Origin of the sequence: Flavobacterium cutihirudinis (assembly GCF_003385895.1) — a bacterium.
Classification (GTDB): domain Bacteria; phylum Bacteroidota; class Bacteroidia; order Flavobacteriales; family Flavobacteriaceae; genus Flavobacterium; species Flavobacterium cutihirudinis.
Window position 1 is genome coordinate 22,517 of record NZ_QRDQ01000009.1, and the last position, 14,823, is coordinate 37,339.

Annotated in this window: 12 protein-coding genes; 3 read left to right on the forward strand and 9 right to left on the reverse strand. The window is 34.5% G+C overall.

Annotation, left to right across the window (positions count from 1 at the left end):
* Positions 1-6 precede the first annotated feature (6 nt).
* From BD847_RS11215 to BD847_RS11260, 9 genes are all read right to left on the reverse strand, one after another.
* Positions 7-1,668, reverse strand: a complete 1,662-nt coding sequence (locus BD847_RS11215) for a DUF3472 domain-containing protein (protein ID WP_115888375.1) — start codon at positions 1,666-1,668, stop codon at positions 7-9.
* A gap of 255 nt (positions 1,669-1,923) precedes the next feature.
* On the reverse strand, positions 1,924-3,003 hold the full coding sequence (locus BD847_RS11220) for a DUF5007 domain-containing protein (RefSeq protein ID WP_115888376.1): 1,080 nt from the start codon (positions 3,001-3,003) through the stop codon (positions 1,924-1,926).
* A gap of 97 nt (positions 3,004-3,100) precedes the next feature.
* A complete protein-coding gene (locus BD847_RS11225; RefSeq protein ID WP_115888377.1) occupies positions 3,101-3,736 on the reverse strand; it encodes a fasciclin domain-containing protein in 636 nt (211 codons plus the stop codon).
* 31 nt (positions 3,737-3,767) lie between these two features.
* Positions 3,768-5,303, reverse strand: coding sequence for a RagB/SusD family nutrient uptake outer membrane protein (locus tag BD847_RS11230; protein WP_115888378.1), 1,536 nt, complete (start codon positions 5,301-5,303; stop codon positions 3,768-3,770).
* Positions 5,304-5,314: 11 nt separating this feature from the next.
* Positions 5,315-8,641: a SusC/RagA family TonB-linked outer membrane protein gene (locus tag BD847_RS11235; protein ID WP_115888379.1), complete on the reverse strand. Its 3,327-nt coding sequence runs from the start codon at positions 8,639-8,641 to the stop codon at positions 5,315-5,317.
* A gap of 320 nt (positions 8,642-8,961) precedes the next feature.
* Positions 8,962-9,252, reverse strand: a complete 291-nt coding sequence (locus tag BD847_RS11240) for a hypothetical protein (RefSeq protein ID WP_115888380.1) — start codon at positions 9,250-9,252, stop codon at positions 8,962-8,964.
* A gap of 96 nt (positions 9,253-9,348) precedes the next feature.
* Positions 9,349-10,392 (reverse strand): phosphotransferase enzyme family protein, encoded by a 1,044-nt coding sequence (locus BD847_RS11245; RefSeq protein WP_115888381.1) that lies wholly within the window; start codon positions 10,390-10,392, stop codon positions 9,349-9,351.
* Between the two features lie 897 nt (positions 10,393-11,289).
* Positions 11,290-11,532 (reverse strand): hypothetical protein, encoded by a 243-nt coding sequence (locus BD847_RS11255; protein WP_115888383.1) that lies wholly within the window; start codon positions 11,530-11,532, stop codon positions 11,290-11,292.
* 118 nt (positions 11,533-11,650) lie between these two features.
* Positions 11,651-13,132, reverse strand: a complete 1,482-nt coding sequence (locus tag BD847_RS11260; RefSeq protein ID WP_115888384.1) for a DUF1254 domain-containing protein — start codon at positions 13,130-13,132, stop codon at positions 11,651-11,653.
* A 319-nt stretch (positions 13,133-13,451) separates the two neighbouring features.
* Between BD847_RS11260 and BD847_RS11270 the strand changes: the two genes are divergently transcribed.
* The 3 genes from BD847_RS11270 to BD847_RS11280 are packed head-to-tail and all read left to right on the forward strand — an operon-like array spanning position 13,452 to position 14,801.
* On the forward strand, positions 13,452-13,784 hold the full coding sequence (locus BD847_RS11270; RefSeq protein WP_115888386.1) for an ArsR/SmtB family transcription factor: 333 nt from the start codon (positions 13,452-13,454) through the stop codon (positions 13,782-13,784).
* Positions 13,785-13,795: 11 nt separating this feature from the next.
* The gene (locus BD847_RS11275; protein ID WP_115888387.1) at positions 13,796-14,281 is read left to right on the forward strand and encodes a GNAT family N-acetyltransferase; all 486 of its coding nucleotides are present in this window, start codon (positions 13,796-13,798) and stop codon (positions 14,279-14,281) included.
* Between the two features lie 46 nt (positions 14,282-14,327).
* Positions 14,328-14,801, forward strand: a complete 474-nt coding sequence (locus tag BD847_RS11280; RefSeq protein WP_115888388.1) for a DUF6428 family protein — start codon at positions 14,328-14,330, stop codon at positions 14,799-14,801.
* Positions 14,802-14,823: the final 22 nt, after the last annotated feature.

A 14,823-nucleotide genomic window follows, 5' to 3' on the forward strand; every position in this document is an offset into this window, starting at 1 on the left:
GTTATTTTATTGTGCTTCCAAAATCCATTGTTGATTTGCAGTTCCAGTTGTGCCATTAATACTGTATTGAACAATCTTAGTGCCGCTTGTGGTGCTGCTTCCCGGATTATCCAGTACATAATGGTTGGACAAATTACTTTGAATGACATATTTATTGGAGCCCGCCGAAATCAGATTCCATTGTTGATTTGTACCATTTGAAATAGTATATTGAATAATATTTCCGCCTAATGTCTGTGTGCTTCCTGATATATCAAGTGCCTTATTACTATTGGCATTAACAATTACATAAGCATTTCCTTGAGCGTTAAATTTCCATTTTTGCCCGTTTCCAGTAGCACTTGTACTCTGAACAAGAAATGTACTATTTGCAGTACTGTTATTTTCAATGGCTAAATAAAGACCACTCGAAGCGTTTTTAATTTTGTACCAAGTATTGGCAACCGGACCAGATGTAACCGGTACTACTAGCGGAGTTGAACTTTGGTTGAAAATATCGGTAATCGTAATTCTTACCGAATAAGTTCCCGTACCAAGTGTGCTGGTAATAGTAGCAGATCTTTTTTGAGGCAACACTTCATTTACAGTACTTACTACAGTTCCGGAAGGATTAAGTAATTCTACTTTCGAAGAAAATTGTGGACTTTTAGTTTGATTGTTTGTCCAGTTTACCGTTACTATATTTCCACTACTAGAAGCAGTAGCCGATTGAATTTGACCAACAGTTAAAGTTGGCGCTGTACCCTGATTCGTTTGTACAGGAAGCGTTAAGGTGCGTCCCGTTCCAAATCCGGCGCTTGGCTGAACACTGCCACCATGCTCCATAAAATAAGCATCTTCTGTAGCATCATAACCTGAATTGAATGCTCTGTCGTAGATTCCGTTTCTTCCTTCATCGCCAGCATTTGCACTAAAACTTCTGCTGGTATGTTTTTCCCAAGTATTGTTTACATTTAAATTCCAACAATCCTTAAAAAAGGCTTTTCGAACAAAACTACCATCATAAGCAGTATCATATCCTGTCCAGTTTTCTAAAAAAGCATCATTGCTTGCGCCTAAAAAAGTTGTTCTTTCAGGAATAGCGAGTGTAGATGTATGAAACCAATTCCCGGTTGATAGATTTTGAATGAAAGTACCGATGTATAATTTACCATTCAATTTCCAGGCTCTTAAAGCGATATTATACCAAGTATTCATTGCCCATTGGTACGGATTAATGGTTTTGTATCCATCACCTTCGCCTCCAAATCTGCTGCTAATAGTTTCTGGGCCAGTGTAGGCAATTTCAGAAAAGATTCCACCCGCCGTATTAGGATCCCATAGCGAAGAAATCAAAATATTAGGTGTTCCAAAAGAAGTATCCGGAGTTTGTTGCAAACCGGCATAACCTCCTTCATAATTATGGACAGAGAAATATTCAGCATTCGCCGATTGTGTAATTTTTATTTTATGCAATTTAACAATGGCATCAGATGGAAAAGAAAAGTAAATATGTTCTGATGGAGCGGCATTTTCTCCGGTCACTTGCGCAGTCTTGGCAAAATTTTGTGCCGATTTTGATGATTGCGGATCTTTACCAACACTGGTATCTTTTTCGCAAGACGTTAAAATAGATAAAAGCGAAAACAAAGCGATTAATAGCCTTGAAAAACGAATATTTGATTTCATAATTTTAAAGTTTGTTATTGTTAATATTATATTTCATTTAATACAGGACAAAAAATATAGATTCAATAGTCCTTAACAAATCAACTGCTTAAAAACCGAAACAATAAACTGAGGTTCAGTTTGTCTTTTTTAATATTTATGCTATTCTATTGGTAACAATGATAAAAAATTCTCTACTTTAAAAGCCCCCCTTTTAAACCTTAAACAGTAAAAAAGGGGTGTCTTTCTCTAAATTTAATACTTACTAATTCAAAATTAATTTTTGGTTGTGTAAGGAATTTTCATTTTCAATTCCCACGTACCTGTGTCATTAATTTTTACGCCCCATCTGATATAAGCTCTGTTTCTGATTTTACCTGTAGCCGGATCAGTATAAACAGACCAATCTTTTGCTCCATTTGCTGCTTCAAAAGCTGCTTTATCTACTGTAAAAGCATCCGCTGTTGTAACGTAATACATTAAGTACGCATCATTTCCACCATAATTTCTTGCATATTGAGGAAATGGCGGAGCTGGTAATCCAAAAGTGGTACTTTCAGCATCCAAAACTACTCCGATCGTATTATCATGGTAGTTTTGCAAAGGTTTATCACCACTCATATTAAAAGTTACTTTGCTAGGATCAAGCGCTGCTCCATGACTATCAGCAATAATCATTTTTACTTTAATAGCCAATTTTGGTTCGTCACTAATTTTGGTAATCGTAATATAAGGATCAGTGCCGTTTAATACACCTGGCACTTTAGGATCATTGTCATTTAATACGGAATAATTATAACCCGTATCATAAACTCCTCCTCCTTTACCTAATTGCAATCTTGAACGCATTTCAGTTTTGAATTCAACTGGTACAAAAGGTCCCATTTTTATACGCGTAAACTTATCTAACTGACGTTCTCCACGAACATTTTTAGCATTTACATTCACAATAAAGTCATCCGTAACAACATTTTTGGAGGCTTGTGTAAAGACAAATTCTCCACTTACAGGATTCATTATTATAGAAGGCTGCGGACTCAATTTTAATTTTTTCATTGCTAATTCCAACGTAGTATCTGTCGTTGGGTCAAACGGAGCCGTCCAGGTCAAGATCTCATGCTGGTCTTGCAATTCGGTATTTGGATTACCATCTTTATCTGTAATGCTCGTGATTGCCCACTCCATCGGGTAAGTTGATCCTTCAACAGCAGGCGGTACAGAAGTAAAAAACACGCCACGAGGAACCGTTATAGTGTCCTGAAGTGAATGTATATTATCGCTAATATAGCCAACTTCAGGTTGTTCACAGGATATTGCAAATAGCGAAATCCCTAATAAATAAATTATCTTTTTCATATGTATATATTATTTTTAAAAAATATCAGAAATAGCTCCGAAAATTAATTCATGCAATTTCCTTTAATTCTAATATTGCTTCATTAAAAACGAGAAGTTAATCTGTGTAATTAGAAAAATGATGTGTTCCTTGTAATACATGAATTACTCCATTTGTCGAAATTAAATTAGAGGTTCTTACAAGAGTACGAACATCATCATTATTGCCACCTTCATTTGGATTAGGTCCCCAATAATCATCCTCTCCTTTGAAATAATAATAAACATACTCCGGGAATTCATCTAATTGATCATTGTATTGGTCAACAGGTTCTAGAGAAAGTTTTCTTTCTTCTCCATTATTAGCGATATAAATTTTACCTTCTTTTACCAATTTGCTGCGATCTAAACTTTGGTTGAATATATATCCGCCCAACATTTCTTTCAAATCGGCAACCGGAATATCATCAATACCATAATCAGGATTTTCTTCTATCTCTCTCATATGAAAAATATAATCTTTGATAGATAAGTTATTTGGAGCAAAAAGTGTTGTTGATTTAGCATTCACAACATCAATCATATCGGCTTTTTCAATCAGTAAAGCCAAAGTATCTAATTGTTTGTGCGACTTTAAAAAATCGTAAGTCGACACGCCAACATTCTGATCAGCTAAGCCACCGTCTATAAGGTAGTCGTCGTTTGTGCAGGAATACAAGCAAAATACTGCAACTATTATATATAAATATTTCATGTTTATGTTCTTTAAAAATTATTGGAATAAATTATAATTTTCCTTTCCAGTAGTCGGTTTGAATAATAGCCGAATTAATTGAAATTACACTTGGATCAATTGGCCAAAAGCATCCTTTGTGAGCAAGTCTGCTTGGATTCATCCAGCTCACTCCTGCATAGTAATTCATTCTGATTCTGTCAAATCCTGATTGTCCTTCGCCTACAAATTCAATAGCACGCTCATCAAAAATGGCTTTCGTAAGTGATGTAATGTCAGTCGCTCCTGTATAATTTGGCACATTAGCTTTAGATCGGATCATATTAATATCTGATACAGCCGCTGCAGTATTTCCTAATTTCATATTTGCTTCGGCACGAAGAAGATAAACATCTGCTAATCTAAAAATTAAGATATTAGATTCTGAAAATCTCGCATACGGATCAGTTGACTGACCGTCACGGCTTGTTTGAGAATACTTCATCAAAGAAGATTTTTCATTTGAATCAAAATTGCTAAAAAACAATTCCTTACGTACATCGTTGTCTCTGTCTGAATCTGAATCCATCATGTCTTTCCCATAAAAATCACCATTAATGATTGGTGCATTACTGTTTGCACCTGCAAAGAACGGTTCTGTTAATGTTAGTACTGTCGGAGTGCTATCTCCTCCATCAACACGGTACGATTCATTCATTGTAGAACTGATGTTAATTTCAAAAAGACCTGTTTTAGACTGACCAATACACATCTCGTTAAAACCTTCTACACCTTCATTTACATAATCAATAAGCGAAGCATTACTGTTTTGAATTACTGAATTGGCAGCGGCAACAGCCTGATTAAGCATAGTCGTATTATCATGATCTCTACTCGCATACCAAAGCGTGATGTGTGCTTTCAAAGCTTCGGCACTTGCTTTGTTGGCAGTAATAGCCCATTTTGGAGCATTAGGAGAAGAATACTCTAATAAATCAATGGCTTTATTTACAGCAGCCAAAGAAAAATCTAAAACTTTAAGTTCGCTTTCTCTTGGTTTTGTAACGATATTACCATCTTTAATCAATTGTTCAGATGACTCTAAAACCTCGTCTACAATAGGTGCATCACCCCAAATACGAGCCAAATAGAAATAAGAAAGTGCTCTCAAAAATGCTGCCTCTCCAATAAGCCTGTTTTTTTCAGCTTTAGATCTGAAGGCGCTGTCAGGCATTTCATCTACGTGTTTTTCGATTGCAAGCGCCCAGTTTGCTGTTCTGTAAAAACCTTTCCAATTACGAGAAGCGTCACGATAGGCCAAAACATAATTACCGCTTCCTTCTATATAATCTACAATCCAGAATTGACTGTCCATAAAAGTCATTCCAGTAAACTCTCCCCACAACATGAAGTTTGAATCTTGCATCAACGCCTCTTTAAGCAACCCATAATCTCCAGCTACTGCAGATTCAACGTTGGCTTGCGACACCCAAAAATTTTGTGGAGTTGCCAACCCCATAGGTTCCTGATCTAACATATCTGTACAGCCAAATAGACTAAACAAACATAAAGTCAGAACCGTTAATTTACTATATCTGTATTTTTTCATTTTCAATTCAATTAAAATTTAACATCCAATCCAAGAGAGATTGTTTTTGCTTGTGGATAACTATTTCCTAACGTATATCCCATTTCATCTACCTGAGAAGCATCTGCAACTACTTTAGAACGTTGCCATTGGTATGGATTTAGGATTGAACCATAAATACGTACGCGTGAAATGTGAATTTGCTCCAAAACGCGGCTTTTCTCAATTGTATAACCAATAGCTGCATTTGAGATTTTCCAGTAATCACCACTTTCTATCCATAAAGATTGACTAGTTCTAAATCTATAATAAGGAGTTTCATTAGGACGAGCCGGGTATAGAGCCGGGTAACGTGCTCCTGCAGCACCATCTCCAGGTTTTTCCCAGAAACTTAATCCACTTAAATCCTGAAGACCTTTCACAGCCCAATCATCTCCCCTGTCGTAATTATCTAAATAACTTGCTGACGCCGAATCGATAATATCAGAACCAAATGAGAATTGGCTGTAAGCTTGTAAATACCATCCTTTGTATCTTAAATTGATATTTAATAAACCTGTAAAATCAGGTGTTGATTTAAATGAAGTATTCAATTTATAATCACCAGCCTCATCTAACAAATAATCACCATTGTAGTCTTTCCATATTGGAGTTCCCGGTGCGATAGTTCCCCACGCAGATTTACCGTGAAGTACTTCTCCTGTATATGGATTTACCGGTAACTGGTTTAGGTCATCAAGAATATATTCGTTCTTGAATTGTACCGGAAGATTTAACGGCATCCCTACTACATATCCGTAATCTCTACCTGTATTTGGATCATATCCGTAATAATCTTTGTTTCCGTTAGGAAGTTTCGTTACGTAATTTTTGTTTTGAGTTGCTCCTACGCTAAGTTCCAGCTTCCAAGGATTGCTGATTGAAAAAATTTGGAATTTAACCAATGCTTCCCATCCATAATTCAGCACACCTGCAACATTTGATTTTGCCTGATTGAATCCTGAATAAGCAGGGAAAAGTGTTTCAAATAACAGATTTTCTGTTTTTTTGTTGTAAGCATCAAAAGTTACATTGATTCGATTGTTAAACAAATCCATATCGAAACCAATATCCCATTGTTTTGAAGATACCCATGTAAGATCAGGATTTCCGATAGTATTATAATCTGTCACAACTCCTGTTGTTCCTCCGTAAGTAGAAACAATCATCAAATTAGACCATAACGGATTTCCACCATATCCTAACTTATACGATCCGTATCTTAAGAAATTATCAGAGATTTCACCTCCATTTACACCATAACTTCCTCTTAACTTACCATAAGTTAAAACGTTTCCTACGAGATTTTTGATGAAAGGTTCATCAGAGAAAACCCAACCCAATGCTACTGAAGAGAAATTAGCATAACGAACATTTTCTCCAAAACGAGAAGAACCATCTCTACTGAAAGCAACATCAATCATATAGCGATCTTTATAACGATATCCTACACGACCAAAATAAGACAGTAATGCATTTGACTCTATTCCTGTATTACCATTAATTTGACCTTGAGTATAACGATCATTGATTACCTTAATAGCGTCTACACCAAATCCTTTAGCGTACATAAACATATTTTCGTATTTGTTGTAATCCGTTTTTTGCCCTACTACACCTGAAACGGTGTGATCGCCAAATTTTTGAAAATAGTTAAGGTAAAGATCAGACGATAAATTTTTACGATTATACAAGGCATAACTTGCAAAACCATCTCCATCTTCACGAACTGTTGATGGCTCATAATAATTTTTCTTTTCAGAACTATACACGTAATTAAATTGACCGTTCAATGAAAAAGCACTCGAAAAATCATATTTCATAAAATCAGATAAAGTCACTTGTATCACTTCATCCGTATTCAGTTTTTCAGATAATTCTCCCTGTAGTGATTGTATTTTTGCATCAGAAACATAAAATAAAGAAGAATTTAAGTTCGAAGGATCCGTAGGCAAAGTATTATTGAATTGAAATCCGCCTCCATCAGGATTTCCCTGACCTGTCTGATTTTCGGTTTGTACTAAATTCACACGAAACTGATTATCAAAACTTTGCCCTACTTTAGAGTTCAAGTTTCCGGCAAAAGTATAACGTTTAAAACCAGAGTTTTTAATAACTCCTTCTACATTATCGTATCCTAAAGCCAATCGATAATTGGTAGCTTCATTACCACCTCTCATACCTAAATTATATTTATTAGAAATTCCTGTTCTATAAAATAATCCCTGATAATCTACTTTATTATTAAACGCCGGATTCAAACTATCAGACAAAACCATTGGTACCGTTGAGTACTGAAGATCATCTGATCTCCACCATTTTTTTAACATCGCCATCTTAGCATTTCTCTCCGCAGATCCTATATTCATTGGTACTAAATTAGGAATAGGAGAAAATCCAGTATTTAATGAAAAAGTGAATTCCGGTTTATCTAAAGCTCCTCCTTTTTTAGTGGTAATAATAATAACCCCATTTGCTCCTCTTGATCCGTAAATAGCGGCCGCAGAAGCATCTTTTAAGAAATCGATTTTCTCAATATCATTTGGATTCAAAGAAGCCAAAAAGTCGGTATTGGAAGTATTGTATCCTGCTAAATCTTCTAAGGAAGTTTGTACACCATCAATTACATAAAGAGGGCTACTGTATCCGGAAGCAGACATACTAGTATTACCACGTATAACAAGCGAACCTCTTCCTCCTGGCGCACCAGTTTGTGTAGGAGTCTGAATACCAGTGGCCAAACTAGCAAGAATATTAGAAACACTAATTACAGGAATATCCTGTAAATCTTTGCTCGAAATAGTAGATACAGCGGCATTAACATTCTTTTTGTGTACTTTTTGGTAACCAATAATTACAACATCATTTAAATCGTTTTGAACCGATTTAATTTTAATGTTTAATTCTTTTTGCTTACCAACGGTTACTTCTTTTGTAGCATATCCCATAAAGGAAATAACTAAAACATCAGTCTCTTTCGCTGCAATAGAAAAACTTCCGTCCACATCCGTAGTCACTCCATTGCTAGTTCCTTTGACTTTAACAGTGGCTCCAAAAAGGCCTTCGCCTAATTCGCTTGTTACTTTTCCGGTAACGGGATTACTTTGAAAATACACCACATTTTCGTCTGCGTTTGTATTTCTCAAATCTTCTATTACACTTTCTTTCTCTGTGTTTAAGGAAAGCTTTGAAGTACTTGCAAAAGAAGATATACTAACTAAGGGGACAAAAATGAATAGTACTTTCTTTTTTGTCCAAAACAATATTTTTTTTCGTTTGGTTAATGGCCCCGTATTTACCGGGTCAAATTGGTTTTTCATAAAATTGTTTTTTGTTTGTTTATAATTGTGAGAACTGGTTAATTAGGAGTAGTACAGTTGCCTTATTGGGCACGTTGTTGGCGTTTTAATTTTAATTGGAAATAATCAAAAATTAGGATCAAAATAGATCCATAATGGCTTGATATAATTTGTTTATTTATTTTAAAAAAGGCATAAGAAAGGCCATTATCAAACTGAAAACAGCTTAATTTTCTTACTATCAGGCATTAAAAAATAATTGTGCTTTGGGTTTATTAGGAATTTAGGAACGTTTTAAAAAATGCTTTTATAGTCCTATTTTTTCCCTATAAATCTACCTATTACTTTGGCTTACCCTTTTCGGGTATCAGATGATCTAATAATGGAAGTTGAATCTGAAAAAAGTTTTGCTTTTTTTCCTTTTTTTGATCAAATATTTCAATCTCATTTGATTCTTCTTGCAACCAGTATTTATATAGCTGTAAGGTTTGCATTTCACCACAATTCACCTGAACGTATTTCTTAACTAAAAGAAAAATACTATCCGGAATAGCAAAAGCAGACTCCACTTTTTCATTGGCATTTACTGCTAACGAAAAGAATAAAAATAAGGCAACAAGACTTTTCTTCATATGAAACTATTTAATTTTAGCGGGCAATTCCATTAATTTTAGGTATAATTTTCACTTTAAATCTGTCTCATTTTCTGTTCAAAAAATAAAGTAGCACTAGAAAATGAGCTGTTTTTTTGTTTGCAGATATGACAGTACACTATCCATAAGCTTAATCTGCGTTTTTGCTCTTACTAAATTTTGATCTTCGTATGTTGTATTGTAATAACTATCATTGTTTAAGTAATCTCCCAAGAAACGGCAAGCTTGTTCGAAAAGAATTAATGGTAAGCTCAAATGAATATTTTTTGCCTCTTCTTCAGACATAAAACAAGATGCTTCATTTACATAAGCCTTCATAAAAGCTTCGTAAATTTCTACGTCAAAGCATACTTTTGACAGGTCTTTTTCTTCCTCAGTAGAGGTATTCGCTCCAGATCTTAAGGCATCACCTACGTCATGAAAAATACTTCCTGGCATCACCGTATCAAAATCGATGATACAAAGGATATTATTGTTTTTATCAAAAAGCATATTCCCAATTTTTGTGTCATTGTGAACCACTCTTAATGGTATTTTTTGTGCATTTATATCGCTTGCAACTCCTTCGATCGTTTTAAAATTAGATTCTAAAAACAATATCGATTCTTTAGCTTTTAATAATCTTTCTGAAGAAGCATTTTTTAAACTTTCTTCAAAATCAGAAAATCTTTTTATGGTATTATGAAAATCCGGAATTGTGTATTCTAATTCCGAAATAGGAAAATTGAGTAATGCTTTATGAAACTTACCAAGATAAGCCCCAACCTGACTTGCTACTATATTCGAATCAATTCGATCCAAAACCACTGAAGGAATATAAGTCGATAGCTGCCAAATTGTTTGACCTTGCTGCGAATAAAAATGGCCTTCTTTGTTTGCAATAAATTTCAAAGTAGGAAATCCGTTTGCGTTCAAATACCAACTGGTTTTTATCTTATTGTTCAGTAATGATTTTATATTTGGAAACACAACCTGATTCATTTTTTGCAAAATATAATCCCCATCAGCAGTCTCAATTTTGTAAGTACTATTGATTAGACCAAAATCGATGGCAGAATAAGTAAGGATCGTTTTGCCCGGATAAAAATCGTTAAAGACTGTTTGAATTAATTCTTCCATGCTTCTTTTTTAAAATTGCCTTGATTCTGTATTGTTTTAAGTTTTAATTCAACCATCATTAATGTTAACTTCATGTATTTCTATATTTTTTATTACTTTATACTAAAAACAAATCTTAATTTGTTTTGCTCAATTAACTCTTTAAGAATCTTCTGTTTAAATTAAAAAATGCTTGTTTTAAGACCACTATTCTACAATTTCAAAAAATACTTTAAACAGTGTTAATACTCCACTTATCCAATTCATAAAAAAAACTTAAATCAGAATGGAATAGTAAACAAATAATATCTTTATCATTAATAACCTACGAATTAGACATCATTTTTTACAATTATTTGACTAAACTATATTTTTTTTTTAACATAAAAAACAAAAATCGAAAAAAATGTGCTCGTGCACATTAAATTTATGTGTACGAGCACATTAAAATTGATATCTCAACCCATTTCTGCTCTTTTTTATGAAATATATTAAAATTGCAAAAAGTAAGAAAAATAATGCGATAAATTTTCTGGGATTAACACTGAATAAGAGTGTATTTTTTTGACTTTTAACTCCAAAAAAACATCCTTTTATCACGATAAAAATTTATTGCCAGTACAAGAAAAATAGTGTCGTATTTTGTATCGAAAGAAGCAAAAAACACAAGCCCTTCTACCGGCAGATTGTCCTGCTCAGAAAGATGAAAATCCTACAAAAAAAGCACTTGACCTTATTAAGAATGAAAGAGTATTTAAGTACATTTTACTAGAAAAAAACAAAAAAAATAGTGCAAGTCAATACAGTTTGAATCTTCCTGATGAACAATACTATTTAGAAGAAATAAAACCGATATCATGAAAAAAAAAAGCTTGCTGAAAAATTTTCAACAAGCTTTTTTTAATTTATTGTATCAAGCTACAAGCCTTTCCTAATAATGTAAAATCGTATTTCTTCCTCTAATTCTACTGCCAGATTTTCAAAATCCTGATTCTTCTGGAAATTACTCTCAAATTTTCTCTTGTAAATTTGGGCATTTGCAATGCTTTCGCAATAATTATCACAGATAACTTTGAATCTGTCATCTTGCAGATACATCTTTTTTATGGATTCAAAATGCTCTGCAAATTTTACATTATATAGTTCGTCAGGCAGTGCCATAGTTCTAAAGTTTTAAGATTATGATTAGTAGTAGACGACAAAACGATCTAAATTGTGTTTCAATCTCACAAAATAAAAATATTATAAGTCTACAATTTGTTTCATTGTAGGAACATAATTATTTAACTTCTTCAAAATCTCCAGGTTTCCAGGTTCCGTTAAATGCACCTCCTTCTGGGCCGTAAATTCTAAAATAGGCAAACCAACCTACATTTGGAATCGTTTTAATCCATTGTCCTTCTTTTCCGGCTGGTGCTTTTGGCCCAAAATACAAATCGATAGTTTGGCCACCTATTTTATCTTTTAATTCAAACAAAGAACGGAGTGCGGCTTTGTTTTGATCTGTTATAACCTGACTTCTCGTTTTCGCGTCATAGATTGTAACCGACCAGAATAATTTGGCAGGAACAGGTGTTGGTATCGTTAATTTGTACGTTTTACTTCCATCAACATATTTACCTGTATTGTCTTTAAGTCCAAGCCAATATAAAGAACCTCCGCCTTCTTTTCTTCTAAACATGGACGGAGAAGCCCCAATCGCCTGATAAAACCAGGTTTCACGAGCATCAAGATCAACATAATCCGGAGTATTGAAATCACCATCTTCAAATCTGAGTCCAACCCACTCCCACTGACGATCTTTCCAAACAACACGATCAGGACGACGGTCAGCAAACGACTGAACACGCATTTGTGCATTAGCTATTACAGCCGCTTTTTCAAGTATTGCTTTTAACCTTGCATCTGGTTTAAAAGGCTGCCCTTTTTTAATTCCAAGTACTGCAAGTTCTCCATAGTAGTTTCTATAACCTTCAAAAGTTGGCTCACGCTGAATAACATCGTTTAAATTTTCCCAATATTTGATGTTTTTTTCCCAGCCAATTGGTGTAGTGTTTTGAGGTTTATCGGTAAGATCAAGCCAATTTGGTTCGGTCCAATTTGCCGGTTTGTTTAACGGATAAACTTTAACCGTTTTTATACGGGTTATAGCAGCATTTACATCGCCGCCAACAGGAAGTGAACGTATTCCCACCGTCAAATTATTAGAAGAGGACTTCCAGACATAATAACCCGAAGCTGGAACTACGCCTTTGTATGCAGGCGGTAATAACAAATGTTTTCCACCGTTGCCTGCATCAGGTCCCGGAATTCCCATATCGGCAACCCAACGCTGATTGACATCCATTGCTACCACAATAAGTGGTCCTTTTGGAACATCTATAACCATTGGTCCTTTTGATAAATCAATTGGAATTGGCCCATAAGGCGTATCTGAATTTAGTGTAAAACCAATTTGTCCCGGCTTAGTATCTAAAGTTCCAAACGATTTATTTGGAATAATTTTAATACTGTCATTTCCTTTCACCAAGCCTTCTCCCGAAACTGTCGGATAGAAAAATTTATAAGCCTGTATGGCACGAGTCAAGTCGGCATCATCATAAGCTTTTTTAATAGTTGCTTCGGTTGGATAACCGCCTACAAATTCATAATCTGAAACTATTTCAGCCGAATCAGCGGTATTTTTTGCAGTTTCTGTTTCTTTCTTACAACTCGTAAAAACAAAAAGAACAAGACAGATATAAACTGATATTTTTTTCATTTAGTTTGATTTAGAGGATTAAACTTCAAAAGATTATCAAAGTTATACCACTCAATCAATTTTAAATTGTTCCAGAACTCAAATTAGGTTTCATTTTATAACTTGAAACAAAGTTTTGAAAGTAGCACATCTCAATAGAAAGGCTGATTTTTTTCTTTTTGGTAGTATTTGCAAATTATTTTTCATCACATTTTTTAAAACAATCGGCTGAACCTCTTTTAAAAATTTATCAAACCAATTTCCTTTTATTATAAAAAAAGCAGCATTTTTTTTCAATTTAGAATTTTATATCGTAATATTGCAATATAAAAATAAACCGATGGGCGCAACAAAAACAGATCACTTTACAGAAAGCCAAAATGAATTGGCTGTTTTAGCAAAAGCAATAGGACATCCGGCGCGAATTGCTATTATAGAATATTTATTGAAAGTAGATGCTTGCATCTGCGGAGATATTGTAAACGAACTTCCTCTTTCTCAGCCTACTGTTTCTCAGCATCTTAAAGAATTAAAAAATGCCGGCTTAATCAAGGGAAGCATCGAAGGAAATTCGATCTGCTATTGCATCAATGAACCTGGATTGGAAAAGATAAAAGGTTTCTTTGAGCATATATCAGCTCATCTTGCAAAAAAGAAAAACGAATGCTGCTAAATTAAAAGATTATGGAAATCAGAAAACTACTAGCCGAAGACTGGCAACTTGTTGAATTAATCTACAAAAAGGGAATACAAACCGGCAATGCAACTTTTCAAAACAGCACTCCATCATGGGACGACTGGAATCAATCGCATCTTGCATCCTGCAGAATAGTAATGGAAGATGATGGCAAAATAATTGGCTGGGCTGCTCTTACTCCCGTTTCTTCGCGATGCGTTTATGCAGGAGTTGCAGAAGTGAGTGTGTATGTTGATCCGGAACATTCAGGAAAAGGAGTCGGCCTCGAACTTTTAAATGAACTTGTTAAGCAAAGCGAAACTGAAGGTATCTGGACGCTCCAGGCTGGAATCTTTCCCGAGAATATAGCAAGTCTGCGGATTCATGAAAAAGCGGGATTCAGAATACTGGGAATAAGGGAAAAAATTGGAAAGCAAAATGGTATCTGGAGAGATACTGCATTGCTTGAAAGAAGAAGCACACTTATCGTTTAGAGATTATTGTTGAATAAAAATATAGTTTAACGAAATATAAAAAATTATGAAACTTTCAGAAATTAAAGAAGTACTAAAAACCATAGAAGCTGTAAATTTTGAACTTCCAAACGGAAATTTTGTTCCGGAATATTTTCACGTAACCGAAGTAGGTCTGATTACGAAAAACTTCATTGACTGCGGAGGAACCGTAAGAAAAGAAACTGTTGTAAACTTCCAGCTTTGGGATGCTAATGATTATGAGCACCGACTTAAACCACAAAAACTAATTCATATCATTGAACTTTCAGAAAAAGTATTAGGAATTGAAGATCATGAAATTGAAGTGGAATATCAGGACACCACTATCGGTAAATATGATTTAGATTTTAATGGCAAAAATTTCACTTTACTAAATAAGAAAACTGCCTGTCTTGCACAAGATCAATGCGGAATCCCATCAGATAAACCTAAAATAAAATTATCACAATTAAATGCTGATGCTGCTAATTCCTGCACGCCAGGCGGAGGATGTTGCTAATCAGTAAATATTAAAAAACTAA

What these genes read in the sequence shown, in the direction of transcription:
- BD847_RS11215 (WP_115888375.1), bottom strand. Translation starts at nt 1,668, where the DNA reads ATGAAATCAAATATTCGTTTTTCAAGGCTATTAATCGCTTTGTTTTCG.
- BD847_RS11220 (WP_115888376.1), bottom strand. Translation starts at nt 3,003, where the DNA reads ATGAAAAAGATAATTTATTTATTAGGGATTTCGCTATTTGCAATATCC.
- BD847_RS11225 (WP_115888377.1), bottom strand. Translation starts at nt 3,736, where the DNA reads ATGAAATATTTATATATAATAGTTGCAGTATTTTGCTTGTATTCCTGC.
- BD847_RS11230 (WP_115888378.1), bottom strand. Translation starts at nt 5,303, where the DNA reads ATGAAAAAATACAGATATAGTAAATTAACGGTTCTGACTTTATGTTTG.
- BD847_RS11235 (WP_115888379.1), bottom strand. Translation starts at nt 8,641, where the DNA reads ATGAAAAACCAATTTGACCCGGTAAATACGGGGCCATTAACCAAACGA.
- BD847_RS11240 (WP_115888380.1), bottom strand. Translation starts at nt 9,252, where the DNA reads ATGAAGAAAAGTCTTGTTGCCTTATTTTTATTCTTTTCGTTAGCAGTA.
- BD847_RS11245 (WP_115888381.1), bottom strand. Translation starts at nt 10,392, where the DNA reads ATGGAAGAATTAATTCAAACAGTCTTTAACGATTTTTATCCGGGCAAA.
- BD847_RS11255 (WP_115888383.1), bottom strand. Translation starts at nt 11,532, where the DNA reads ATGGCACTGCCTGACGAACTATATAATGTAAAATTTGCAGAGCATTTT.
- BD847_RS11260 (WP_115888384.1), bottom strand. Translation starts at nt 13,132, where the DNA reads ATGAAAAAAATATCAGTTTATATCTGTCTTGTTCTTTTTGTTTTTACG.
- BD847_RS11270 (WP_115888386.1), top strand. Translation starts at nt 13,452, where the DNA reads ATGGGCGCAACAAAAACAGATCACTTTACAGAAAGCCAAAATGAATTG.
- BD847_RS11275 (WP_115888387.1), top strand. Translation starts at nt 13,796, where the DNA reads ATGGAAATCAGAAAACTACTAGCCGAAGACTGGCAACTTGTTGAATTA.
- BD847_RS11280 (WP_115888388.1), top strand. Translation starts at nt 14,328, where the DNA reads ATGAAACTTTCAGAAATTAAAGAAGTACTAAAAACCATAGAAGCTGTA.